This window comes from Acetobacter oryzifermentans (genome assembly GCF_001628715.1).
GTDB lineage: Bacteria > Pseudomonadota > Alphaproteobacteria > Acetobacterales > Acetobacteraceae > Acetobacter > Acetobacter oryzifermentans.
The window spans coordinates 1,107,041-1,131,038 of the sequence record NZ_CP011120.1; the positions used below are offsets into that span (position 1 = coordinate 1,107,041).

The window sequence follows — 23,998 nt, forward strand, 5'->3', positions numbered from 1 at the left end:
GTGAACATGCCACAAAACTGACCGACCAGTTCGGTCAGAGATGAATTGACCGAAAAAGCAGGGTATGCGCCGTGCGTTTGAGATGGCAGGGAACAGTATGACAGACGACCACAACGACCAGTCTTCCGCAAATACCGGCGCACCAGCCAAGCCAGAAGAAAAGAAAAAAGAGAATCCTCGCCGCAAGATTATTCTCACTGGTGTTATTGCCGTGCTGGCTGTGGGGGCCGGTGTTTACTGGTTTATGACTCGCAATGAAGTTGAAACCGATGATGCTTTTACCGCCGGGCGCGCCATTACCATTGCGCCGCATGTTAGCGGGTATGTGACAGAACTGCTGGTGAACGATAACCAGTTTGTACGCAAAGGGCAGCTTCTGGCGCGTATAGACCCGCGAGACTGGAAAGCCGCGCGAGATCAGGCTGCTGCACAGGTTGAAAGCGCGCAGGCCTCCAAGAACGCCAGTGACATGATGCACATGGTGGCTATGCTGGAGTTTCCCGGTAAGCTGTTGCAGGCAAAAGGCCAGCTAGAAGCCGCCAAGGCTCAGGAATTTAAGGCGCAAACAGATTTCCGCCGCCAGCATGTGGTGGAACGTGCAGCAACTTCGCAGCAGGATATAGATTCCGCTCGTGCTGCGTTGGATGCCGCCAAAGCCCGCGTGATAGCCGCACAGGGTGCCGTGCAGATGGCCATGCCTGTGCAACCCAATATTCAGAACACCGCTATCCAGATCACTCAGGAAGAGGCCGCAGTTAAAACCGCACAGGCCCGGCTGGAAACGGCAAACCTGAATCTGGAATGGACAGAAATTCGTGCCCCGCATGATGGCTGGATTTCCCAACGTAATCTGGAACAGGGCAACTATGTGCAGCAGGGGCAGAATATACTGTCCATTGTGGAGCCGGAAGTATGGGTAGTGGCCAACTACAAGGAAACCCAGATTACCCGTATGAAGCCCGGCCAGAAGGTGGATATCAAGGTAGATGCCTATCCATCCCTTAAGGTGCATGGGCATATTGATTCACTGCAAAAAGGCACGGGCGCGCAGTTCAGTGCCTTTCCGCCAGAAAACGCAACCGGCAACTACGTAAAAATTGTGCAGCGCGTGCCAGTTAAAATCCTGATCGATGATGGGCTGGACCCCAACCAGCCGTTGGCACTTGGTATGTCCGTGGTGCCCACTGTGCATGTTGATACAGAAGGGCACTCTGATTCGCCGCCGCGTGATGGGGCAGAACCAGCAACCCCGGCTGCGCAATGAGCACACAGGCCGAAGTAGCCCCCGGCGGGTGGAAGCCGAAGCATAATCCGTGGACAGTCGCCTTTGTTGTGACCATGGCGGCGTTCATGGAAATTCTGGATACAACCATTGTGAACGTCTCCCTGCCACATATCGCAGGGAGCCTGTCCAGCACGTATGATGACGCTACATGGACATTGACCGCCTATCTGGTGGCCAACGGGATTGTGCTGACAATTTCCGGTTGGCTGGGTAAGGTTTTTGGCCGTAAAAACTACTTTCTTATCTGCATTGTTATGTTCACCGTATCGTCGTTTTTGTGCGGTACGGCCACCAGCCTTGCAGAACTGGTTGTTTTTCGTCTGTTACAGGGCTTTTTTGGCGGAGGGCTTCAGCCCAACCAGCAGTCCATTATTTTGGATAGTTTTCCGCCCGAAAAACGTGCCGCAGCGTTTGGCCTTACCGCCATTGCAGCCGTTGTGGGGCCGGTTATTGGGCCAACGCTGGGTGGGTGGATTACCGATAACTTCTCTTGGCGCTGGATTTTCTTCATCAACGTGCCATTCGGGTTTTTAACAACCGTTGGCGTTATGGCGTTGGTGGAAGATCCACCATGGGCGCGCAAACAAAAAGCCCCAGTGGATGCCATTGGTATCAGCCTGATTACCATTGGGTTTGCCAGCCTTGAAGTGATGGTGGACCGTGGTGAGGATGCAGACTGGTTTGGCTCCACCTTCATTCGCATTATGGGTGTGCTGGCGTTTTTGGGCATTGGTGGCGCTGTTTTGTGGCTGTTGCACGCCAAAAACCCGGCAGTGGATTTGCGTGTGTTCAAGGATCGTAACTTTGCGGTGGGCACAGCACTTATGGGGGCAATGGGGGCGCTGCTTTATGCATCCGCTATTATTGTTCCGCAGTTTGCCCAGCAGGTTATGGGGTACACGGCCACTATTTCCGGTTTGCTGCTTTCTCCGGGGGGAATTGCCGTTATCTTCCTGATCCCCATAGTGGGTAAGCTTATGACGCTCATGCCTGTGCGGAATGTGATTGCGCTTGGTTTTGGGCTTATGGGCATTGCTCTGTTTTGGTCAGCCCATTTGTTGCCATTGCTGGACTTCCATCATCTCATGCTGTTCCGCATGAGCCAGACGGCCTGTTTGGCTTTTCTGTTTGTGCCGCTTTCCACTATTGCGTATTCCACCATTCCGGAAAAACTGAATGCAGATGCTTCGGCATTATTCAGTATGGCGCGTAACGTGTTGGGGTCTTTGGCTATTTCTGGTGCCACGGCACTGCTTACAGAGCGGCGGCAGGCGCATCAGTCCTACATGGTGCAGTGGATGACGCCGTACCATCAGCCGTATAATGATTATCTGGCGCAGGCCAAGGGTGTTGCCACAGCCCACGGATACGCCCCCGGCGCGGCACAGGCCATTGCACAGCACACCCTGTTTCAGGAATTCACCCGGCAGGTGGCTATGTTGTCTTACAATGAAGTGTTCATGATCTTGGGTATAGGTTCGTTTCTTTGTGTGCCGTTCTGCTTCCTGTTTTCTGCCATTACAGGCAGTGGCAAGACGACTGGCGCACACTAAAAAGCGCAGCAAAAAGCCAATATAAAAAAGCTCCCTGATTATAGGCGGTCAGGGAGCTTTTTTATCGCGCGTTATTTTTTATGAGCGCGGTTTTGTAAACTGTGCGAAATCCTGCACCAAGCGATCATAAATTGGTTTTTTAAACCCCACATTCTGCTGGGGTAGGGTGGCAAGATCTATCCATTGCCATGCGTCAAATTCCGCAGGGGTTTGGGCATCTAGCCGGATATCGACATCTGTGCCTTCAAAAGCCAGAGCAAACCATTTTTGGGTCTGCCCCCGATACTTGCCTCCCAATGCACGACCTATAAGCTGCTGTGGCAGATCATACGTAATCCATTCGGGATGTTCGGCCAAAATACGCACTTTGTCTGTGCCAATTTCTTCTGCCACTTCGCGCAGCACAGCTTTTTCTGGTGCTTCTCCGGTATCAATACCACCTTGAGGGCATTGCCATGTGCCTTCATTCAAGGGGCCGCCAGCGCCGGGCATATCCGTACGCCGAGCAATAAAAATGCGCCCATCAGCATGAAAAATCATGGCCCCAACATTAGGGCGATACGGAAGGGGCGTGGCGCTTGCATCTCTCATTGTTGCGGTTGGCCTTGCTGCTGCACCCGTGGGTTGGAGAGGTTGACATGCATGCTGCCATCTGCGGCGGCAGGGCCATAGGCGGACATATCCGGCGGTAGAACAATCTGGCTAACTGGCACCAAGGCAATGCCCATATCTTTCAGGTGTGGTAACCATGCGCGCAGGCAGGCCATGGCCACTGGCCGTAATGGCCCCAGAATGCCAATGGCGCGCCCATTCTGCCGTGCCATTTGCTGAAGTTTCAACAACTGGATATCAATATTTACAATATCGGTATCCGTATTCACCACAACATCCGCGGTAGCAGCGCTACTGGCGCCTTCGGTTTGTGTGCCCGGTGTAGCATCCAGATAAAGCAGGCCGCGCTGATCTATGGCTTTTACCAAAGATTTAAAGCTTTCAGATTGCGGGAAGCTACCGCCATTTTGCCCTGCAAAGGCATTGGTAACCCCCACATATCCCGCCAGATGAGAAAGCGCCCAGTTCAGATTATCCATGTTCTGTTGGGGGGAAAGTAGCAGCCCAAGCGCTTTGGGCCCGGCATCTGTATTCTTGCTGGCGTTATCCTGAATGGGGAGAGAAAGCAGCGTTTCATGCCGATGTTGGCGTGCTGCGTTCATCAGTTCTTCAGGGTTGGCGGCATAGGGTGAAATACCCAGAGAAACCGAACCGGGCAGGGAGTTTATGGCTTCTGTTGTCAGATCATCTGTCTGATCTATGCCATCAATCAGCAAAGCCACCATGGGGGTGCCGGGCGGCACATCCACAGCAGGTGCGGCATAAACCTTTTTAGGTGTGCGATCATGTGCACCCACTTTGGGAAGCGGAAAGCCCCCCGGGCCATTCTTGCTTTCCAGTAGATCGGCTTGCGGGCCGGGAATGGTGGTGCGCTGGATGGGGGAGGATTGTTTGGCAGCGGAATCTGCCGAAACATCAATATCCTGCCCCTCAATGGAAAGGCCGGGCGGCCCCATAACCTCCAACCCTATGGCCAGCGCCACGGCGGCTGTAGCGCACCCGCCCCAAAAGCGAATAAAGGTGCGCCCGTTAGAGGGCAGTTGCTGCCAGAGCGATGGAGTGTGCATGGCCTTTCCCTTTCGCGCCCTTAGTGGTGCGTTGCACTATCCGTTTTAGCGGGTTGCTTGGCAGGCGGCAGAGATGCAGCCGGATCTGGAGAAGGCAGGCCAGCCATAAAGCGCACAATACGCAGGCCTTCCTGAAGCTGGAAGTCTGTTGCAGGCTTATCGTATTCAAACTCCGGCCAGTTTGCCGGTGGTTCGTTTGGAATATCCTTGGCAATGGCTGGCAGATCCGTGCGCGGCTGTGCCTTGGTCTGGTTGCCGCCCTGATTTTTCAGAATATGCTCCAGATCAGCTTCGCGCAGGCTGAAGGCCGGATCTTCCCGCGTTTCCTTCACCACAATATCCGGTGTGATGCCCAGTGCCTGAATAGAACGGCCAGAAGGCGTATAGTAACGCGCAGTGGTTAGGCGTACGGCACCATTACCCGGAATGGGGATAATAGACTGCACAGAGCCCTTACCAAAGGAGCGCGTGCCAATCAGCACCGCACGGTGATGATCCTGCAATGCGCCAGAAACAATTTCGGAAGCCGAGGCGGAGCCACCGTTAATCAGCACGACCAGAGGCAGGCCATCTGTAATGTCGGTGCCGTGCGCATCCCAACGCTGGCTGTCTTTGGGGTTGCGCGAGCGGGTGGAAACAATCTCACCCGAACGGATGAAGTTGGAAGAAACATCCACAGCCTGATCCAGCAGGCCACCCGGATCGTTCCGCAGATCCAGCACTAGCCCGGCCAGCTTACCGCCAGCCTGCTGCTTGAGGCTGTTATAAGCTTTCAGCAGCTCTTTTTCCGTGGTTTCGTTAAACTGTGCTACGCGGATGTAACCTACCCGATCATACAGTGCAGATTTCACAACATCGATGTGAATCACTTCACGCGTTAGCGTTACCACAATGGGTTTAGGTGTTTTTTCGCGCACCAGTGTCAGGGTAATTTTAGTGTTGGCCTTGCCGCGCATTTTCTTCACGGCTTCATCTAGCGGGGTGCCGTCAATCGGGTGGCCATCTACGGCAATAATGTAATCACCCGGCTTGATGCCAGCCCTAAAGCCCGGCGTGCCATCAATAGGGGAAACAACGCGGATATGCCCATCCTGCTGCTGAAGTTCCAGACCAAGGCCGCCAAATTCGCCCTTCATCTGTACCATCATGTCATCATACTGTTTTTGCGTCATGTAGGAGCTGTGCGGGTCTAGCCCGCTCAGCATACCGTTTAGCGCATTGGTAATCAGATCACGGTCTGAAACAGGTTCCACATACTGTTGGCGGATCATGTCCATAACCGTGCCAAACAGCGTTAGCAGTCGGTATGTTTCAGCGTGGTTTGTGGTGGGCGTGGCATCTGGCGCCGTGGCAGCCTGCGCAGGGGCTGCAACAAGGGCGGAGCCAGAAAAATGGCCCGGATGAAAAGCCAGGGCAAGGCCGGTTAAGGCAGTGGCGCCGAACATCAGACCTGTGCGGAACTTCATGCGATCGTCTCTCCTGTCGCAGGGCTGTATGTGGCCCGTGCGTGTTCTTCCTGTCTTTTCAGCCAGCACAATAGGGGTGCGGCCAAGGTTTTACGCGCATAACCAGATGTTCTGGCGCTGGTTGGGCAGAGTAACCTTTGTGATCCTGCTTGGCAAAGAGCCAGCGTGTTTTCTGCCATTACAGAAAAGGCGCGGGATTGATGGTTTTCTGCCCATGGCGCAACTGAATGAACAGCGTGCCAGAGCCTCCGGAACTGCTCATCTGTCCTATAGGTGCGCCCTTTGTCAAACTCTGGCCCATATCTACGGCCAGTCCGCTTAGGCCCGCCATGATAAAGCGGTAATGGCGGCCGCAATTCAGAATAAGCATTTGCCCATAAGTGCGGAAAGGGGCTGCAAAATCTACCGTGCCAGCACAGGGGGCACGCACACTGGCACCGGGGGGCGTGCGGTATGTCATGCCCGTAGCCGGGCCAGATTCGGTAGCAGAGCCCCAGGTAGAAATAAGTGTGCCTGCAACGGGTCGCAGGCCAGATCCAGCAGAAGGATGCTCTGTAAGCCCCGGCCCTTGTGTTTTTACCATAGCGGCCATTTTACGGCGTGCAGCTTCAGCCCGCGCGGCCTCATGCGCGCGTTCTGCGGCAGCTATTTCTTTTTGCAGGGCAGATTCGGCCTGTGCCTGTAGGGCATCCAGTTTAGAAACAGCATCCTGCAAACTGGCAGCCCGCTGTGTTGCAGTTTGCAGTTGATGGTTGGTGTTTATGGCAGTGGCAGACGCCTGCTTCTGGGCTTCTCGCGCAAGGGCGGCCTGTTGGCGCACGGTATCGCGCTGGTGGCTTTGGGCTTGTTCAAGCTGGTTCAGTTCAGCCAGCTTGTTTGTTAGCGTGGTGTTGAGTGCCGTCAGCCGGGTTTGACGGGCGCGCATGCCTTTGGCTTCCTGCTCCATTTGGCGGGAAAGCCCGCGCAAAACCAAAAAGCCGGTAATGGCATCACCCTGCGGCATGGGCGCAGCCAGTAAAGTATCAGACGGATAAAGAGAAAGACGTTCTGCCAAGGGAAGGATAGGGGCAAGCGCGTGGGCATCTTGCACTAAGGCGGCTTGAAGCGAAGCCTGCTCTTTTTTTACATCCGAGATCTGATCTTGCAGATCAGAAAGCTGCTGTTCTGTGCTTTGAAGTTGCGATGTGGCGCTAACTGTTGCAGCAGAAAGCGCAAGTGCGCGGTTTTTGGCTTCTGCCGCTGCAGCCTGCGCAGCCTCATTCTGGCTACGGGATTGTGCAACAGCAGCGGCTTGCCGGGCTTTTTCCTGCTCCATGGCCTCGTGCTGCGCATGGGCTGCGTTGACGGCAGCCTGAGCTTCTCGCACAGAACGATCCGACATTACGGAAGGTTCTGCGGCCTTTTTGCTTTTGCGCGTATGTGTGCTGCGGGGCTTGCTTTCCCGCACAGAGGTTTTGGCTGCAGTTTGCGTGGAATGATGTGCTGTTGCTATTTTTTTATGATGTGTGGTTGCAGCCTGCAAAGGCATTGCCGGATAGCCCACCAGCAAAGCAGGCGCTGCAACCAGAACCGCCGTATATCCGGCCAGTTTCCCCCAATGGAAAGACGGGCAGATAGAAGAAGAAAAAGGCCGGATACGTTTCATTCAGCGTTCAAGCAGGGAAGAGCCTGTCATTTCCGCAGGTTTGGGTAAGTTGAGGAGAGCCAGTAGCGTGGGGGCAATATCTGCCAGCCTGCCACCATCACGCAGGGCGGATGCGCCCGAGCCATAGGCAATAAAGGGTACAAGGTTGAGTGTGTGCGATGTGTGCGGCCCGCCGGTTTTGGGGTCTTTCATGGTTTCGCAGTTACCATGATCTGCCGTTACCAGCAGCGCACCATGTTGTTCTGCTATAGCCTGTGCAATACGGCCCAAGCCGGTATCTACGGCTTCTACCGCTTTTACGGCAGCATCCAGCTTGCCCGTGTGGCCGACCATGTCCGGGTTGGCAAAGTTGAGAACAAGCAAATCATATTCACCACTTTTAATGGCGGCTACGGCTTTGTCTGTTAATTCCGGGGCGGACATTTCGGGTTGAAGATCATAGGTGGCTACTTTGGGGGATGGCACCAGAATACGATCTTCCCCTTCAAACAGTGTTTCGCGTCCACCGTTCATGAAGTAGGTGACATGCGGATATTTTTCCGTTTCCGCCATGCGCATCTGTTTAAGGCCAGCGCGGGAGACAACCTCGCCCAACAGGTTTGTCAGTTCCTCTGGCGGGAACAGAATGGACATGCGTTTGGAAAGCGTATCGCTGTAATGTGTCATGGCCACAGCGGCAGCAAACTGCACAACCTTGCCACGTGCAAAGCCGTTGAAATCAGGCTCCAGCAAGGCATCCATCAGTTGGCGGATACGGTCTGCACGGAAGTTGAAGGAGAGAATGCCATCTCCATCCTTCATGCCAGTGTAGCCTTCCAGCACGGTGGGGACAATAAATTCATCTGAAATATCGGCCTGATAGGCGTTGTTCACCGTCTCTTCTGGTGTTGCAGCCGTTGGGCCTTCTGCGCTTACAATAGCGTTGTAGGCTTTTTCCACCCGGTCCCACCGTTTGTCACGATCCATGGCGTAGTAGCGACCAGAAATAGTGGCGAGCGTTGTGGAAGAAGGCAGATCAGCCCGTAGTTTTTTCAAAAACTCCAGCGCAGAGCGCGGGGCGGTATCGCGCCCATCGGTAAACAGGTGGAACGCCACCGGCACGCCGGCTTGCGTAACAATGTGTGCAAGAGCTGCGGCATGATCCTGATGAGAATGTACGCCACCGGGAGAAACAAGGCCCATTAGGTGGCAGGTGCCACCGGTTTTTTTTAGCGTGGCAATAAAGTTTTCTATCACCGGGTTGCGGGCAAGGCTACCATCCCGAATGGCGGTGAAAATGCGCGGCAGTTCCTGCATGACCACACGGCCAGCCCCAATATTTAAATGACCAACTTCGGAGTTGCCCATTTGCCCTTCAGGCAAGCCCACATCTTCGCCACTGGTGCGTACAAAGTTGTGCGGGTTGTTCTGCCACAGCTTGTCAAAATTGGGGGTGCGGGCAATTTGTACAGCGTTGTCTGATTGATCCTCTCGCCATCCAAACCCATCAAGGATGACAAGCATAACTGGTCTCTTTTGTGGCTGGGATGTCGAGGTCATAGGTTTAAACCTTTTTATGTTTTTGTTTATGCGTGAATAATGCCACCAAATTGCATGAAGACAAAGAGGGCAAGTGCAGCAGGTGCCCGCATGCCCAAACACAAAGGGCAGCCCCCATACAGAAGCTGCCCTTGTAAAAGCCTTAACGCCTAAAAGTTTTCAGGCGCGGCGCACAATGTAAGATTTACCCAGTTCCTGCGTGATAAGGGCAGCGTGTTCCGGGTCTCGCGCTTCTATCATCACTTCCAACTGAGCAGCCTGCACGGAAGGGGCAGCAAACAGGCGCTGGTGCGAAACTTCGATAATATTGCCGCCAGCTTCCCCAATGCTTTTGGAAATATCGGCCAGAACGCCCGGGCGGTCTGGAATTTCCATAATCAGGCGCAAAATGCGGCCATCACGCAGCATGGCGCGCAGCAGGGTGTTGGCCAGAATACGGCTATCAATGTTTCCGCCAGAAATAGGCAGGGCAACTTTTTTACCGCGGAACATATCCGGGTAAGTCAGCAGGGCGGCAAGCCCGGCAGCGCCTGCGCCTTCACTTACCTGTTTGGCGCCCTCAGCCAGCAGGGTAATGGCGTTTTCAATAGCAGATTCAGAAACAACCAGAACCTGATCAACCAGCTTGCGGATGACCTCATCCGTTTGGCGGCCAATTTGCAGAACGGCAATACCTTCTGCAATGGTGGCGCCACCATTAGGGCGCGTGGCCGGGCCGGGGAAAGCACACAGAGAATCATACTTTTCCACCTGCACGCCAATCAGCTTAATATCCGGGCGCATGGCGCGGGCTGCCACGGCACAGCCAGAAAGCAAGCCACCACCACCAATTGGCACTACCAGCGCATCCAGCGGCCCTGCGTCCTGAAAAAGCTCCAGCGCACAGGTGCCTTGGCCCGCCATAACTGCGGGATCATCATACGGATGGATAAAGGTGCGGCCTTCACGCGCTTGCAGGTCTTCTGCAAACATCAGGGCTTCTGCAAAGCTTTCGCCTTCCAGAATAACACGCGCCCCCCAATTGCGGGTGCGCACCACTTTGCCTGCCGGTGTAAACTTGGGCATGACAATAACGGCATCAATACCCAGCAGGCTGGCATGGCGCGCCACGCCCTGCGCATGGTTGCCAGCAGATACGGCAATGACACCACGGCTGCGTTCTTCGGGGGAAAGCAGTGCCAGCTTGTTGGCGGCACCACGTTCCTTGAACGACCCAACAGCCTGAAGGTTTTCAAGCTTAAGGGTAATATCAGCCCCAGTTGCTTTGGAAAGCGCGTGGGAAGCAATGGTGGGCGTACGGATCACATTGCCGCGGATACGATCTGCCGCGACTGTGACATCCTGAAACGTGATCATATTAGATGAATTTGACGGAAAGGATTTCGTAAGTCCGATCTCCACCCGGTGCGGGCACAGAAACGGTATCGCCTTCTTCCTTGCCAATCAGCGCCTTGGCAAGTGGGGAGGAAATGGAAATGCGGTGCTGTTTGATGTCTGCTTCGTGCAGGCCAACAATCTGGTACGTAATTTCCTTGTCCGTATCTTCGTCCACAAGGCACACAGTGGCCCCGAACTTGACCTGCTTGCCGGAAAGAGAGGTGGGCTCAATAACTTCTGCGGTGGAAATAAGTTCTTCCAGCTCCAGAATACGGCCTTCAATAAAGGACTGTCGTTCTCGTGCTGCGTGATATTCCGCATTTTCAGAAAGATCGCCGTGGCTACGGGCTTCCGCAATGGCGCGGATAACTGCCGGACGTTCTTCTGCTTTCAGCTTGCGCAGCTCATCTTCTAGCTGCAGCAGGCCCTTGCCCGTCATTGGAGTTTTCTGCAAGACGCATCCCCAGACTTAAAAAAGCAGCCGGAACCAGCGGGTTCCGGCGCAAAAGTTAAACAGTTACACGGGCAAGGCATAACCCGCAAAAGCAGGCTGCCACCCGAACATGGCTAAGGGGGTGCAGGCAGGTTATGCCTGCACCTTTAGCTTAGAATGTTCCACTAAAGTATGACTGAAGTGGCGCAACATCAAGCGGTCCTTCACGCATTGCCGCAATTGCATGAATTGCAGCCCGCGCGCCAGCCATGGTGGTGTAGTGCGGAATACCCAGCACAAGGGCAGAGCGGCGGATATCAAAACTGTCCGCTACAGACTGCGCACCCTGCGCCGTGTTGATAACCATCTGCACCTCACCAGAGCGAATGGCATCCACACAATGTGGGCGTCCTTCCAGCACCTTGTTTACAAGGTTTACTTCAATGCCGGAATCGCGCAGCTTTTTGGCTGTGCCACGGGTGGCCATAATACGGAAACCCATGGAAGCCAGCAGGCGGCCTAGCGGTGGCAGTTGGGGCTTGTCACTTTCACGCACGGAAAGAAACACCGTGCCGGAGGTTGGCAGCTTAACACCTGCCCCAAGCTGGGATTTGGCAAAAGCGCGCTCGAAGGATGTATCCAGCCCCATAACTTCACCCGTGGAGCGCATTTCTGGCCCCAGAATGGTGTCTACTTCCGCAAAGCGGTTGAAGGGGAATACGGCTTCCTTTACCGCAACATGCGGCACCACGGCCCGATCATCCAGATTAAAGCCCGAAAGCTTGGCGCCAGCCATAACGCGTGCACCAATTTTAGCTACCGGCACGCCTGTGGCCTTGGCTACAAACGGCACGGTGCGGGATGCGCGTGGGTTTACCTCAAGAACAAAGATTTCCTGATCCTTGATGGCGTACTGCACGTTCATCAGGCCCACAATGCCCAGTTCTCGCGCCATGGCTTCTGTCTGGGCTTTTAGCTCAGTTACAATGGCAGGGGAGAGGGTATAGGGCGGCAGAGCGCAGGCGCTATCACCAGAGTGGATGCCTGCTTCTTCAATGTGTTCCATCACGCCAGCCACATACACATCTGTGCCGTCTGCAATGCAGTCCACATCAGCTTCAATGGCTTCGTTCAGGTAACGATCAAGCAGGATCGGGCCGGAAGAAATATCGTGCCCGGCCATTGTCAGCACATCGCGCATGTAGCGCTGTAGGCCGTTACGGTCGTACACAATTTCCATGGCGCGGCCACCCAGCACGTAGGAAGGGCGCACCACAACCGGATAGCCAACCTTTTCGGCCACGGCTTCGGCTTCTTCCGGCGTACGGGCAATGCCGTTTTCTGGCTGACGCAGGCCAAGTTTGTGCAACATGGTCTGGAAGCGTTCACGGTCTTCTGCCCGGTCAATGGCATCAGCCGGAGTGCCTAGCAGCGGAATGCCTGCGGCTTCCAGAGCGCGGGAAAGTTTAAGAGGTGTTTGCCCGCCATACTGCACAATGCAGCCCTTAACCGTGCCTTTTTGCTGTTCGCAACGGATAAGGGAAATGACATCCTCAGCCGTGAGCGGTTCAAAATACAAACGGTCGGAAGTGTCATAGTCGGTAGAAACCGTTTCCGGGTTGCAGTTGACCATGATGGTTTCATAACCGGCTTCACGCAGGGCGTAAGCGGCATGAACGCAGCAGTAATCGAACTCAATACCCTGCCCGATACGGTTGGGGCCACCACCCAGAATAACAATCTTTTCCCGGTCTGTTGGGTTGGATTCACAGGTTGGCGGGGCAAACTGCCCTTCGTAGGTGGAATACATATACGGGGTGGAGGATGCGAACTCACCCGCGCAGGTATCAATACGCTTGTAAACCGGTGTTACACCAGCTTCTGCCCGCAATTTGGCCACTTCTTCAGGCTGCGTGCCGGACAGGCGAGAAAGCTGTACATCTGAAAAGCCAAGGGCTTTCAGGCGGCGCAGGCTTTGGGCATCCTTGGGCAGGCCGTGGTTTTCCACTTCCCGTTCTGCGTGAATGATTTTTTCCATTTCACGCAGGAACCAAGGCTCAAACTTGCAGGCTTCGTGAATGTCTTCCACCGAAAGACCAGCCCGCAGCGCCTGCGCGGCCATAAGGATACGTTCCGGCTTGGGCTGGGAAAGAGCAGCACGAAAGGCATCTTCTCCACCATCGCCGGGCTGTTCTACAGGGTCCAGCCCATGCAGGCCGGTTTCCATAGAGCGCAGGCCCTTTTGCAGCGCTTCGGGGAAGGAGCGGCCAATGGCCATGGCTTCCCCAACAGATTTCATGGAGGTGGACAACAGAGCCGGTGCGCCGGGGAATTTTTCAAACGTAAAGCGCGGGATCTTCACCACCACGTAGTCAATGGTGGGTTCGAAGGAAGCCGGAGTGGTGCGCGTGATGTCGTTTTTCAGCTCATCCAGCGTATAACCAACGGCCAGTTTGGCAGCCACTTTGGCAATGGGGAAGCCCGTTGCCTTAGAGGCCAGCGCAGAAGAGCGGGACACGCGGGGGTTCATTTCAATAACCACCATGCGGCCATCTTTGGGGTTGATCCCAAACTGCACGTTGGACCCACCGGTTTCCACGCCAATGGCCCGCAGGCAGGCAATGGAGGCATCACGCATGCGCTGATATTCTTTGTCTGTCAGCGTTAATGCGGGGGCAACGGTGATGGAATCACCCGTATGCACACCCATTGGATCAATGTTTTCAATGGAGCAGATGATAATGCAGTTGTCCGCCTTATCGCGCACAACTTCCATTTCATATTCTTTCCAGCCCAGAACAGATTCTTCTACCAGCACTTCCGTAGTGGGGGAGGCATCCAGCCCGGAAAGCACGATCTGGTCGAATTCTTCACGGTTATAGGCAATGCCACCGCCGGAACCGCCCATAGTGAAGGAGGGGCGGATAATGGATGGAAAGCCAATCTGCTTAAGCGCATCGTGCGCTTCTGCCAGCGTGTGGGCAATAAAGCTACGGGGGCTTTCAATGCCAATGGCATCCATGGTTTCACGGAACTTCTGGCGGTCTTCGGCCCGGTCAATCACCTCGGCGTCTGCACCAATCAGTTCCACATTATGCTTGGTCAAAAAGCCTGATGCATGCAGCGCCATAGCGGTGTTCAGCGCTGTCTGGCCGCCCATGGTGGGCAGCACGGCATCTGGCTTTTCCTTAAGAATAATGCGTTCCACCACTTCCGGCGTAATGGGTTCCACATAAGTGGCGTCCGCAAGGCCGGGGTCTGTCATGATGGTGGCCGGGTTGGAGTTTACCAGAATAACCCGGTAGCCTTCTTCCCGCAGGGCCTTACAGGCCTGTGCGCCAGAGTAATCGAACTCGCACGCCTGCCCGATAACAATAGGGCCAGCGCCGATGATGAGGATGGAGCGGATGTCTGTCCGTTTGGGCATGATACGTTCGTTCCCGTTATTTCTTGGCGCTGTTAAGGTCGATCAGGGTGACAAAGCGTTTGAACAGATAGAAGCTGTCAGACGGGCCGGGGCTGGCTTCGGGATGATACTGGACGGAAAACGCCGGATACTTGTCTGATGCCAAGCCTTCGTTTGATTCATCAAACAAGCTGATATGTGTGACGTGCGCATCGGCGGGCAGGGTATCAGCATCCACAGCAAAGCCGTGGTTCTGGCTGGTAATTTCCACGCGCTTGGTGGCCAAATCCTGCACCGGCTGGTTGGCCCCGCGGTGGCCGCGTTCCATTTTATAGGTTTTGGCGCCCAGCGCACGGGCCAGAAGCTGATGCCCAAGGCAGATGCCAAACAACGGTACGCCAGCATCCAGCACAGCTTTAATAGCGGGCACAGCATATGTGGCCGTAGCTGCCGGATCACCGGGGCCATTGGAAAGAAACACGCCTTCTGGTTTAAGGGCCAGAATTTCTTCACCCGTGGTGGTGGCGGGCACAACGGTTACGTCACACCCGGCAGCAACAAGGCAGCGCAAGATGTTGCGTTTTGCGCCATAATCTACAGCAACAACCTTGCGCCGGTTTGTGGGGGCTTCCTTGCTGCCATTGGGCCATTCCCACACGCTTTTTGTCCATGCGTAAGGGGCGGCGCATGTCACTTCCTTGGCAAGATCCATGCCTTCAAGGCCCGGCCATGCTTTGGCTTCTGTCAAAATGGCATCCAGATCAAACTTGCCATCCTGCGGGAAAACCAGCGCAGCCGTTTGGGCACCCTTGTCTCGGATTTTTAAGGTGAGGGAGCGGGTATCCACGCCGGAAATACCGGACACACCGCGTTCTTTCAGCCACGCATCAAAGCTTTCCGTTGCGCGCCAGTTGGCTGGTGCTGTGGGGTCTTCCTTCACCACAAGGCCGCGGGCAAACACTTTTGTAGCTTCATCATCTTCTGCATTCGCGCCCACATTGCCGATATGGGGGAAGGTGAAGGTAATAATCTGCCCGGCAAAAGATGGATCAGTAAGTGTTTCCTGATACCCGGTCATACCGGTTGAAAAGCAAATTTCGCCAATGGAGGGTTTGGAGGTGAAAGCGCCAAAGCCTTTCCCCCACAATACGGTTCCATCTGCGAGAACAAGCGCGGCGGTGGCGCCATCGGGGCGGGCGTCGGGCATGGATGATCCTGTCTTGCTGTCTCCCGCATGGGGGGAGGGTCGGTCTGTCGGAATGGGTTGGAGGTCTTCCAGGGAAAGGCCTGTGGCCTGCGCAATAACGGGCCAGTGGCGGGGCGGAATGGCCTGCGCCTGCCGCCATTTGCGGATGGCTTCCGTGCCAACGCCTGTCAGCTTGGCTGTGGCGTCTGGGCCGCCAATCCGGGCGATAATGGTATCTATGGACAAGGGCATGTGCGTGCTTGTGCCTCCCGAAGCCGTCTTCTAGCACTCGATTTCCAAGGTGGGAAGAAATTTCCCACCTGCAAGATGCTGTGTTGTAAGTGGGTGGGAAGTTTTTTCCCGCAGTGTTGCATGCGTGCCGCGCAGGGGTGGGGAGGTTCTTTATTTGCCGTGTGATGTTTTTTTGTGAATCTGGGTGATATGGTGCGCCCGATTGCAGCACAGAAAGAGTGGAGCATATGGAAATGACATTACGTGAACGCCTGATGGAAGACCTGAAAACAGCCATGAAAGCAGGAGAAAGCGCCCGCGTGGCCACAATTCGGATGATTACGGCTAAGCTGAAAGACGTGGAAATTGCAGGCCGCGCCAAAGGGCAGGAAGGGTTGAATGAAAATGAAGCCATTGCGGCCCTGCGTGGGATGGTAAAGTCCCGCACGGAATCTGCTGGCATGTACAGAGAAGGCGGCCGCCCCGAGTTGGCGGAAAAGGAAGAAGCAGAAATCGAAGTGATCCGTGGCTATCTGCCGCCAGAAATGGATGAAGCTTCCTTGAAAGCTGCTGTGGATGAAGCTGTTGCCACCGTAAAGGCAGAAAGCCTGAAGGACATGGGCAAGGTGATGGCTGAATTGAAAAACAAGTTTGGCGTGGCGCTGGATATGGGCAAGGCCAGTGCTGCTGTAAAAGCGCGTCTGGGCTAAGTGTTTTTTAAACATTATATTTGCTGAAATAAGTATCAGCCCGATCTGAGGTGGTTTTATGCCGCCTAATCGGGCTGCTTGATGAAACGGACAGTCAATGGCGATTGATTCAGCTTTTCTGGATGAATTGCGGGCCCGCACGCCCATTGCGTCCGTTGTCGGGCGCAGGGTCAAACTGGCCCGCTCCGGGCGGAACTGGAAAGGGTGTTGCCCTTTCCATGGTGAAAAAACGCCTTCCTTTTATGTGTATGATGATCACTTCCACTGCTTTGGCTGCGGTGTGCATGGAGATGTCATCTCCTTTGTCATGCAGATGGAAGGCAAAAACTTCCCCGAAGCTGTAGAGGAGTTAGCCTCCAGCGTAGGCATGGAAGTGCCAAAGGATACGCGCCGCACGCAGGAAGAAGTGGCGCATGTGCGCTCGCTGGAAGATGTGCTGGCGGCGACGCAGGAAATCTGGTCTCACGCCTTATACAAGCCAGAAGGGCGCGCTGGACTGGATTATCTGCTGGGGCGCGGCCTCACGCGGGAAACGCTGGAAACGTTCGGTTTAGGCTGGGCAAGTGAGAAGCGGGGGGATCTGGTTTCTGCCCTCGCACCCAAAGGCATTACACCCGACATGATGGCCGAAGCAGGCCTGATGCGGGTGGATGAGCAAGGCCACCCCAAGGGTGAGTTGTTCTGGGGGCGTGTCACTTTTCCCATCCGGGATCGCAAAGGGCGTCTGGTTTCCTTTGGTGGGCGTATTCTGGGGGATGGGCAGCCGAAATACCTCAATGGCCCGGAAACCCCAGTTTTTTCCAAACGGCGGCTTTTGTTTGGGTTGGATCGTGCCCGCGCTGCTGTGCGTGCACCACGCCCCAAAGGTGTGGTGGCGCCGGATCTGGTGGTGGTGGAAGGGTATATGGATGTTATTGCCCTGCATCAGGCCGGTTTTACAGGGGCAGTTGCCCCACTGGGCACGGCGCTCACGCCTGAGCAGTTAGAGGCGTTGTGGCAGGTCGATCGTGCGCCCATTCTGTGTTTTGATGGTGACGCAGCAGGGCGGAGGGCAGCGGTTAAAGCGGCGGAAACGGGTCTGCCGTTGCTCAAGCAGGATTATTCCCTGCGTATCTGTTTGCTGCCTGATGGAGAAGACCCAGACAGCTTGGTGCGCACACGAGGGCGGCAGGCTGTAGCGGAAATGTTTGCCGCAGCGCAGCCTTTATCCGAAGTGCTGTTTGATTTGCTCAGCGCTGGCGCCAATAATCCGGGGCCAGAAGAACGTGCAGCCTTGCGGCGTAGGCTGACGGAAGTTGCAGGCCTTATCCCAGATAAAACGCTGGCGTCTGAATATCGCTCCACGTTGCTGGATCGGTTTTTTACGACATTCCGGCGCGGTGGCGGCAAATGGAACGGGCCGCAGGGCCGTAAGGCCAACGCGCCTGCCTCTGTGCCCGGTGCTGTGCCAGTAAATATGGATCAAACGCGCGAACGCCAGCGCCTGATGCTGGAGTTGCTGCTGTTGCATCCTGTTTTGGTGTCGGAGGTGGAAGAGGCGTTATGTCGGCTTGATTTGCCAGAAGAATTTGCCGAGGTGCGCGCCCTTTTGCTTGATCTTTCTGCCGAGGGTGAGTTGCCAGATAATGCTGCGGCATTATATGCATGGTTGCAGGCACAAGGGGCGGAGGAAACCATTCGCGCTGTTGTGCGTGAAAGCTACTCTGCGATGGCGGAAAGTGATGCAGAAGACCCGGCACACACTGTTGCATCAAGAACACAGTGGTGGCATTTTTATGGTTTGCTCTACGGGCCGCAATTTATTCAGGAAGTAAATCGTGAGATTGCGCGTTTTGTTGAAAAAGGCGGAGATTCCGCTGAATGGCAACGGTTACAGGCGCGGCTAGAGGCAATGGAGCGCCTGAAACGCGGCGGTGTGGACGACACCGAGCTATAAGACAACGAATGTGTTCAGGGCGTGTTCCCCTTGACTTCACGCGCAGGATATCCCACGTCCTGCCCGCCCTGAAAAGAGAGCAGTACATAGTAAACTGGTCGTTCTGCATTCTGTTCGGATGCGGGCGGGGAGGAGCAGGTCTGGCATGGCGACAAAAACGGCATCAACCAACGCAGCGCAGGAACAGGATGGGGATACCACCCTGCTTGATACGCGGTCTTCTGCAGTCAAAAAACTGATTGCCAAAGGGCGTGAGCGCGGGTGCATTACGTTTGATGAGCTGAATGCCGTTCTCCCGCAGGACAAGATGTCTTCTGAACAGATTGAAGACATTATGGCTGTGTTGTCTGAAATGGGTATTCAGGTTGTCGAAAACGAAGATAACGACAACGAAGAAGCTGAACCCAAAAAAGCCGCCGCTGAAAGCGAAGATGCAGATGCGGAGGAAGAGGCTGAAACCGAAGCTGAAGCCGAAAGCCCAACCGGCAACGTAAATGCTGAAAGCGTAGGCCGCACGGATGACCCGGTGCGGATGTATCTGCGCGAAATGGGCACGGTGGAACTGCTCTCCCGCGAGGGCGAAATTGCTATTGCCAAGCGGATTGAGGCTGGCCGCGATGAAATGATTGGCGGCTTGTGTGAAAGCCCGCTGACATTCCGCGCCATCATCTCCTGGCATGAGATGATCCGTAACAATGAAATGCTGCTGCGTGACATTGTGGATCTGGAAGCCATGCAAAGCGGAGGCAACCCGCTAGAAGAAGGCGGAGACGGCACGTTTAACGAAGCCGAATCCGATTCGGACTCGGAAGAGGCAGAAGAGCCAGAAACCGAGGGCGAGGGCGATATTGAAAGCGAAGGCAGCGGCCTTTCCCTTTCTGCGCTGGAAGAAAAGCTTAAGCCGGAAATTCTGGCGCATTTTGATGAGATCGAACCGCTTTATGCAGCTCTGCGTAAGTTGCAGGTTCAACGGATTGAAGCCCTGACATCTGGTGAAGATGTTGATGGGAATTTTGAAGAAAACTACGTTGCCCTGCGTGAAAAACTGGTGGGCAAGGTAGAGCAGGTACACCTGCACAATAACCGGATTGAAGATCTGGTTGCCCAGCTTAAACAGATGTTCCAGAAGCTAAACATGCTGGAAGGGCGCATGCTGCGTCTGGCAGAAAGCTGCCGTGTCTCGCGTGAAGATTTCTTGCTGAAATACCGTGGGCGTGAGCTTGATCCGGGCTGGATGGACATGGTTTCCGCCCTGTCTGGCCGTTCATGGAAAAACTTTGTGGCCAAGCACGCCAACACAGTGGTTGACCTGCGTGATCAGGTTGCGCAACTGGCGCAGGAAACGGGTTTGCCGATTGGTGAATTCCGCCGTGTGTATGCAACGGTTGCACGTGGTGAGCGTGATTCTGCCCGCGCTAAAAAGGAAATGATCGAAGCTAACCTGCGGCTGGTTATTTCCATTGCCAAAAAATACACCAACCGCGGCCTTCAGTTCCTTGATCTGATTCAGGAAGGCAATATCGGCTTGATGAAGGCGGTGGATAAGTTTGAATACCGCCGTGGCTACAAGTTCTCCACTTATGCAACGTGGTGGATCAGGCAGGCTATTACGCGCTCCATTGCGGATCAGGCGCGTACCATCCGTATTCCTGTGCATATGATCGAAACGATCAACAAACTGGTGCGCACATCCCGCCAGATGCTGCATGAAATCGGGCGTGAACCTGCTCCGGAAGAACTGGCTGAAAAGCTGGGTATGCCGCTGGAAAAAGTGCGCAAGGTGCTAAAAATTGCCAAGGAGCCCATCTCCCTCGAAACCCCGATTGGGGATGAGGAAGATAGCCATCTTGGTGATTTTATCGAGGATAAAACGGCTATTATTCCGCTGGATGCCGCTATCCAGACCAACCTGCGTGAGGCCACAACCCGCGTTCTGGCCTCTCTCACCCCGCGTGAAGAACGCGTGCTGCGTATGCGCTTTGGTATCGGCATGAACACCGATCACACGCTGGAAGAAGTTGGCCAGCAGTTTAACGTGACGCGTGAACGTATCCGCCAGATTGAAGCCAAGGCCCTGCGTAAGCTTAAACATCCAAGCCGTAGCCGTAAGCTGCGTTCCTTCTTGGATGATAACTGATCTAAACTTTAACGCCGAATCCACAACGCGCATGAAGGTGGTTGTTACCTTCATGCGCATGTTTTCTCCGCCGCAACACGCATCTTTGGCTTTGCCTGAAGGATGGCACGTGCAGGAGCGTATTCAGCCCGATGTGGCTGGGTATCGGCTTTTGCAGGATCGGGTGGGGCGGGAATATTGTTGGTGGATGCGGCAGGCGGCATCAGATGCCACTCTGGCCCGTTTTTTAGAAACTGCACCCGTAAACATTGGCCTTCTACGGCAAGAACAGCAGATCCGTGGTTTTTTTGAGCTGGATCTGGCAGATCCGCAATCTGTAAACCTTTCTTATTTCGGGTTGTTTCCCGAGGCGATTGGCCAAGGGGTCGGGCGCGCTTTTCTGGATAACGTGCTGCGTTTGGCGTGGCGTGGCAGGCCGCATTCTGTGCGCGTAAACACCTGCACAGCAGATCATCCACGTGCATTGGCTTTGTATCAGCAGGCAGGCTTCAAGGTTATGCGGCGTGTAGAAGAGGTATGGGATGTGCCAGATCGGCTTGGTATTCCCGTTCCACAGCATCTGCGCGTGTGAATCTTTCTTGCTTTTGCCGCGTAAATATGATTGAGACTGCTCTTTCCCTGCCGGGTTCATGGCATTGGCCCGGCTATACCCGCAGCTTCAGATTTTAAAACTCTGTAGCACCGTAGGCCGGAAGGGTTCGGCACGGGTGGGTTGATTGTATCCGAAGGGAGTCAACATGCCACTTTATGAAACCGTGCTGATTGCGCGGAATGATATTTCCCAGCAGCAGGTGGATGCCATTCTTGATGGTATTGCCGCCCAGATTGAAGCCGATGGCGGTGCCGTGCGCAAGCGCGAGTACTGGGGCCTGCGTAGCCTTGCCTATCGTATCAAAAAGAACCGCAAGGGCCACTACGCTCTTCTGGGTCTGGAAGCACGTTCTGAACTGGTGAAAGAAATTGAACGCCAGCTCGCTCTGAACGAAGACGTTCTGCGTCTGCTGACACTGCGCGTTGAAGAAATCGACGAAGCTCCGTCTCCGGTTCTGTCCCGCAAGGGCGATGACCGTGGTGACCGTGGCGGCTTCCGTGGCCCCAAGCAGGCCGGTGGTCGTTTTGAAAGTGGCCGTGGCCGTCGCAGCGGTGGTGAAGACCGCAGCAACGCCGAACAGCCAGCTGACAACGCAGCAGCGGAGTAATCCAGAATGTCTGATACAATGGAAGTAAACCCCGCCGCCCGTCGCCCGGCTGTGGGTGCGCGTCGTCCGTTCTACCGTCGTCGCAAGTCTTGCCCGTTCTCCGGCCCTAACGCGCCGAAGATCGATTATAAAGACGTGCGTCTGCTCAGCCGCTTCCTGTCCGAACGTGGCAAGATCGTGCCGAGCCGCATCACGGCGGTTTCCGCAAAGAAGCAGCGTGAACTGGCACAGGCTATCAAGCGTGCCCGCTTCCTGGCTCTGCTTCCCTACGTTGTAAGCTGAGGGAGCGATCAATGGCTGCTACAGAAGTAATCCTGCTTCAGCGCGTCGAACATCTGGGTCAGATGGGCGATGTGGTGAAGGTACGTCCGGGTTTTGCCCGTAACTATCTGCTGCCACAGGGCAAGGCTATTCGTGCAAACGATGATAACCGTGCCCGTTTTGAGCGTGAACGCGCTCAGTTGGAAGCACAGAACATCAAGCGTCGTGAAGAAGCTGAACGTCTGTCCGAACGGATGGAAGGTCTGGCTGTCATCCTGATCCGTCAGGCTGGTGATAGCGGCAGCCTGTATGGTTCCGTCAGCACGCGCGATGTTGCGCAGGCTGTTACGGAAGCAGGCTTTACCATTTCCCGTCAGCAGGTTTTCCTTGCGCACCCCATTAAGTCTTTGGGGCTGTATGAAGTGAAAATTGCGCTGCACCCGGAAGTGGTTGTGCCGGTCATCATCAACGTGGCGCGTTCTGAAGAAGAAGCAGAACGTCAGGCACGTGGTGAAGCTGCTTCTCTTGAAGAAGAAGCTGAAATTGCTGGTGATGATGCCGTTGTTGAAGGCGAACTCATTACCGACCCAGCAGAAATTGCTGAAGCAGAAGCTGCACCGGCAGAAGCTAACGCTTAATTGCTGTTTGCATTTTCATGCGGAAGAAGCCCGGAAAATTCTTTTCCGGGCTTTTTTTTTGCGCGTATGCTGCAATCAATTTTCTGAAGGAGACGCGGGATGAAGCAAGTTCTTGATCGCATTCTGCAACACTTTATCGCAGATGGTCAGTTGCAGGTGCGCTGGCCAGATGGAAGCACAAGCCTTTATAAAGGCCGCAATCCCGGCCCTTCAGCTGGCGTAGTACTGCATAATCAGGCTGCCGTGCGGGCTATGGTGATAAACCCGGGGCTTGGTTTTGGTGAAGCTTATATGGAGTCTCACCTCGATCCGTTGGATTGCACGCTTTACAATCTGCTGGATGTGCTCATGCTTAACGCCATGCGTCCGGGTGGCCATGTGGCGGAACGTCTGGCATCGGCTCTGCGGTATGTGCGCCGGGGGTGGATACAGTTTAACCCAATCAAGCGTGCACAGCAGAATGTGGCGCATCATTATGATTTGGATAACCGCCTGTATTCTTTGTTTTTAGATAAAGATTGGCAATATTCCTGCGCTTATTTCCGGCATGGCACAGAAACGCTGGATGAGGCACAGGCCGCCAAAAAACACCATATTGCTGCCAAGCTGCTGTTAGATCGGCCGGATTTGGAAGTGCTGGATATTGGGTGCGGTTGGGGGGGTATGGCCCTTACACTGGCCAAGGATTACGGCGCTATTGTTACCGGCATTACTCTTTCTCAGGAGCAGTTGGCTTTTGCACGCCAGCGCGCCAAGGATGAAGGGCTGGAAGGACGTGTGCGGTTTGAGTTGCTGGATTACCGCAACCTACATCGGCGGTTTGACCGCATTGTCTCAGTTGGCATGTTCGAGCATGTCGGTGTAGGGCATTACCGGCAGTTTTTTGATGTCATCAAAAACGCACTGGTGGATGATGGTGTGGCACTTGTGCATTCTATTGGCCGGAGTGATGGGCCGGGCACAACAAACCCGTGGGTTAACAAATACATTTTCCCCGGTGGGTATTCTCCGGCGTTAAGCGAGGTTTTTGCCGCTGTTGAGCCTACAGGCTTGTGGGTGACTGATTGTGAAATCTTGCGTCTGCATTACGCAAAAACAATTGCCATCTGGCGTGAGCGTTTTGCGGCCAAACGGGCAGAAGCGGTTGCGTTGTATGATGAACGCTTTGCCCGGATGTTTGAGTTTTATCTCAACGCCGCAGAACTGGCTTTCCGTGTGCAGGGGCACATGAACTTTCAGCTCCAGCTTTCTCGTTCTATTTCTGCCGTGCCGTTTACGCGGGATTACATTGCCGCAGCAGAAAAAGAATAAGGCGCT

19 protein-coding genes are annotated in these 23,998 nt (G+C 54.8%); 10 read left to right on the forward strand and 9 right to left on the reverse strand.

What is annotated here, in order from left to right; all coding sequences use genetic code 11:
* The first annotated feature begins 64 nt into the window (after positions 1-64).
* Together WG31_RS05405 and WG31_RS05410 are read left to right on the forward strand one after the other, a co-directional pair.
* The gene (locus tag WG31_RS05405) at positions 65-1,264 is read left to right on the forward strand and encodes an HlyD family secretion protein (RefSeq protein ID WP_063353876.1); all 1,200 of its coding nucleotides are present in this window, start codon (positions 65-67) and stop codon (positions 1,262-1,264) included.
* Positions 1,261-2,838 (forward strand): DHA2 family efflux MFS transporter permease subunit, encoded by a 1,578-nt coding sequence (locus tag WG31_RS05410; protein WP_063353877.1) that lies wholly within the window; start codon positions 1,261-1,263, stop codon positions 2,836-2,838. Before WG31_RS05405 ends, WG31_RS05410 begins: the two co-directional genes overlap by 4 nt.
* A 78-nt stretch (positions 2,839-2,916) precedes the next feature.
* Here the strand turns inward: WG31_RS05410 and WG31_RS05415 are convergent, their stop codons facing one another.
* The 9 genes from WG31_RS05415 to carA form a co-directional block, all read right to left on the reverse strand.
* Positions 2,917-3,429, reverse strand: a complete 513-nt coding sequence (locus WG31_RS05415; protein ID WP_063353878.1) for an RNA pyrophosphohydrolase — start codon at positions 3,427-3,429, stop codon at positions 2,917-2,919.
* Positions 3,426-4,517, reverse strand: a complete 1,092-nt coding sequence (locus WG31_RS05420; protein WP_063353879.1) for a divergent polysaccharide deacetylase family protein — start codon at positions 4,515-4,517, stop codon at positions 3,426-3,428. Before WG31_RS05420 ends, WG31_RS05415 begins: the two co-directional genes overlap by 4 nt.
* 20 nt (positions 4,518-4,537) lie before the next feature.
* Positions 4,538-5,983: a S41 family peptidase gene (locus WG31_RS05425; protein WP_035351569.1), complete on the reverse strand. Its 1,446-nt coding sequence runs from the start codon at positions 5,981-5,983 to the stop codon at positions 4,538-4,540.
* Positions 5,984-6,161: 178 nt separating this feature from the next.
* Positions 6,162-7,628 carry a murein hydrolase activator EnvC family protein gene (locus tag WG31_RS05435; RefSeq protein ID WP_063353880.1) on the reverse strand — a complete coding sequence of 489 codons (1,467 nt, stop codon included), beginning with the start codon at positions 7,626-7,628 and terminating at the stop codon, positions 6,162-6,164.
* Positions 7,629-9,167, reverse strand: a complete 1,539-nt coding sequence (gene gpmI / locus WG31_RS05440; RefSeq protein ID WP_063353881.1) for a 2,3-bisphosphoglycerate-independent phosphoglycerate mutase — start codon at positions 9,165-9,167, stop codon at positions 7,629-7,631.
* A gap of 159 nt (positions 9,168-9,326) precedes the next feature.
* On the reverse strand, positions 9,327-10,523 hold the full coding sequence (locus WG31_RS05445) for a threonine ammonia-lyase (protein WP_035351562.1): 1,197 nt from the start codon (positions 10,521-10,523) through the stop codon (positions 9,327-9,329).
* A gap of 1 nt (position 10,524) precedes the next feature.
* Entirely contained in the window at positions 10,525-10,998 is a 474-nt protein-coding gene (greA, locus tag WG31_RS05450; RefSeq protein WP_006116008.1) for a transcription elongation factor GreA, read from the reverse strand.
* A 151-nt stretch (positions 10,999-11,149) separates the two neighbouring features.
* On the reverse strand, positions 11,150-14,404 hold the full coding sequence (gene carB, locus WG31_RS05455) for a carbamoyl-phosphate synthase large subunit (RefSeq protein WP_006116007.1): 3,255 nt from the start codon (positions 14,402-14,404) through the stop codon (positions 11,150-11,152).
* 16 nt (positions 14,405-14,420) lie between these two features.
* On the reverse strand, positions 14,421-15,821 hold the full coding sequence (gene carA, locus WG31_RS05460) for a glutamine-hydrolyzing carbamoyl-phosphate synthase small subunit (protein WP_063353882.1): 1,401 nt from the start codon (positions 15,819-15,821) through the stop codon (positions 14,421-14,423).
* Between the two features lie 233 nt (positions 15,822-16,054).
* Between carA and WG31_RS05465 the strand changes: the two genes are divergently transcribed.
* The 8 genes from WG31_RS05465 to WG31_RS05500 all read left to right on the forward strand — a co-directional run bounded on the left by WG31_RS05465 (position 16,055) and on the right by WG31_RS05500 (position 23,992).
* Positions 16,055-16,510 carry a GatB/YqeY domain-containing protein gene (locus WG31_RS05465; protein WP_063354884.1) on the forward strand — a complete coding sequence of 152 codons (456 nt, stop codon included), beginning with the start codon at positions 16,055-16,057 and terminating at the stop codon, positions 16,508-16,510.
* A 97-nt stretch (positions 16,511-16,607) separates the two neighbouring features.
* Entirely contained in the window at positions 16,608-18,446 is a 1,839-nt protein-coding gene (gene dnaG, locus WG31_RS05470; RefSeq protein WP_063353883.1) for a DNA primase, read from the forward strand.
* A gap of 145 nt (positions 18,447-18,591) precedes the next feature.
* Positions 18,592-20,583 (forward strand): RNA polymerase sigma factor RpoD, encoded by a 1,992-nt coding sequence (rpoD, locus tag WG31_RS05475; RefSeq protein ID WP_035351559.1) that lies wholly within the window; start codon positions 18,592-18,594, stop codon positions 20,581-20,583.
* Positions 20,573-21,154 carry a GNAT family N-acetyltransferase gene (locus tag WG31_RS05480; protein ID WP_063353884.1) on the forward strand — a complete coding sequence of 194 codons (582 nt, stop codon included), beginning with the start codon at positions 20,573-20,575 and terminating at the stop codon, positions 21,152-21,154. The genes rpoD and WG31_RS05480 overlap by 11 nt, the downstream gene beginning before the upstream one ends.
* 166 nt (positions 21,155-21,320) lie before the next feature.
* A complete protein-coding gene (rpsF, locus tag WG31_RS05485; RefSeq protein WP_035351555.1) occupies positions 21,321-21,782 on the forward strand; it encodes a 30S ribosomal protein S6 in 462 nt (153 codons plus the stop codon).
* A 6-nt stretch (positions 21,783-21,788) separates the two neighbouring features.
* A complete protein-coding gene (gene rpsR, locus WG31_RS05490; RefSeq protein ID WP_003622836.1) occupies positions 21,789-22,064 on the forward strand; it encodes a 30S ribosomal protein S18 in 276 nt (91 codons plus the stop codon).
* Positions 22,065-22,075: 11 nt separating this feature from the next.
* Positions 22,076-22,681 (forward strand): 50S ribosomal protein L9, encoded by a 606-nt coding sequence (gene rplI, locus WG31_RS05495; protein ID WP_006116000.1) that lies wholly within the window; start codon positions 22,076-22,078, stop codon positions 22,679-22,681.
* A 99-nt stretch (positions 22,682-22,780) separates the two neighbouring features.
* Positions 22,781-23,992 carry an SAM-dependent methyltransferase gene (locus tag WG31_RS05500; RefSeq protein ID WP_063353885.1) on the forward strand — a complete coding sequence of 404 codons (1,212 nt, stop codon included), beginning with the start codon at positions 22,781-22,783 and terminating at the stop codon, positions 23,990-23,992.
* The last annotated feature ends 6 nt before the right edge of the window (positions 23,993-23,998 follow it).

What these genes read in the sequence shown, in the direction of transcription:
- rplI (WP_006116000.1), top strand. Translation starts at nt 22,076, where the DNA reads ATGGCTGCTACAGAAGTAATCCTGCTTCAGCGCGTCGAACATCTGGGT.
- WG31_RS05420 (WP_063353879.1), bottom strand. Translation starts at nt 4,517, where the DNA reads ATGCACACTCCATCGCTCTGGCAGCAACTGCCCTCTAACGGGCGCACC.
- WG31_RS05480 (WP_063353884.1), top strand. Translation starts at nt 20,573, where the DNA reads ATGATAACTGATCTAAACTTTAACGCCGAATCCACAACGCGCATGAAG.
- WG31_RS05445 (WP_035351562.1), bottom strand. Translation starts at nt 10,523, where the DNA reads ATGATCACGTTTCAGGATGTCACAGTCGCGGCAGATCGTATCCGCGGC.
- rpsF (WP_035351555.1), top strand. Translation starts at nt 21,321, where the DNA reads ATGCCACTTTATGAAACCGTGCTGATTGCGCGGAATGATATTTCCCAG.
- carB (WP_006116007.1), bottom strand. Translation starts at nt 14,404, where the DNA reads ATGCCCAAACGGACAGACATCCGCTCCATCCTCATCATCGGCGCTGGC.
- WG31_RS05410 (WP_063353877.1), top strand. Translation starts at nt 1,261, where the DNA reads ATGAGCACACAGGCCGAAGTAGCCCCCGGCGGGTGGAAGCCGAAGCAT.
- rpsR (WP_003622836.1), top strand. Translation starts at nt 21,789, where the DNA reads ATGTCTGATACAATGGAAGTAAACCCCGCCGCCCGTCGCCCGGCTGTG.
- WG31_RS05500 (WP_063353885.1), top strand. Translation starts at nt 22,781, where the DNA reads ATGAAGCAAGTTCTTGATCGCATTCTGCAACACTTTATCGCAGATGGT.
- dnaG (WP_063353883.1), top strand. Translation starts at nt 16,608, where the DNA reads ATGGCGATTGATTCAGCTTTTCTGGATGAATTGCGGGCCCGCACGCCC.
- rpoD (WP_035351559.1), top strand. Translation starts at nt 18,592, where the DNA reads ATGGCGACAAAAACGGCATCAACCAACGCAGCGCAGGAACAGGATGGG.
- WG31_RS05465 (WP_063354884.1), top strand. Translation starts at nt 16,055, where the DNA reads ATGACATTACGTGAACGCCTGATGGAAGACCTGAAAACAGCCATGAAA.
- gpmI (WP_063353881.1), bottom strand. Translation starts at nt 9,167, where the DNA reads ATGACCTCGACATCCCAGCCACAAAAGAGACCAGTTATGCTTGTCATC.
- WG31_RS05435 (WP_063353880.1), bottom strand. Translation starts at nt 7,628, where the DNA reads ATGAAACGTATCCGGCCTTTTTCTTCTTCTATCTGCCCGTCTTTCCAT.
- WG31_RS05425 (WP_035351569.1), bottom strand. Translation starts at nt 5,983, where the DNA reads ATGAAGTTCCGCACAGGTCTGATGTTCGGCGCCACTGCCTTAACCGGC.
- WG31_RS05415 (WP_063353878.1), bottom strand. Translation starts at nt 3,429, where the DNA reads ATGAGAGATGCAAGCGCCACGCCCCTTCCGTATCGCCCTAATGTTGGG.
- WG31_RS05405 (WP_063353876.1), top strand. Translation starts at nt 65, where the DNA reads ATGCGCCGTGCGTTTGAGATGGCAGGGAACAGTATGACAGACGACCAC.
- carA (WP_063353882.1), bottom strand. Translation starts at nt 15,821, where the DNA reads ATGCCCTTGTCCATAGATACCATTATCGCCCGGATTGGCGGCCCAGAC.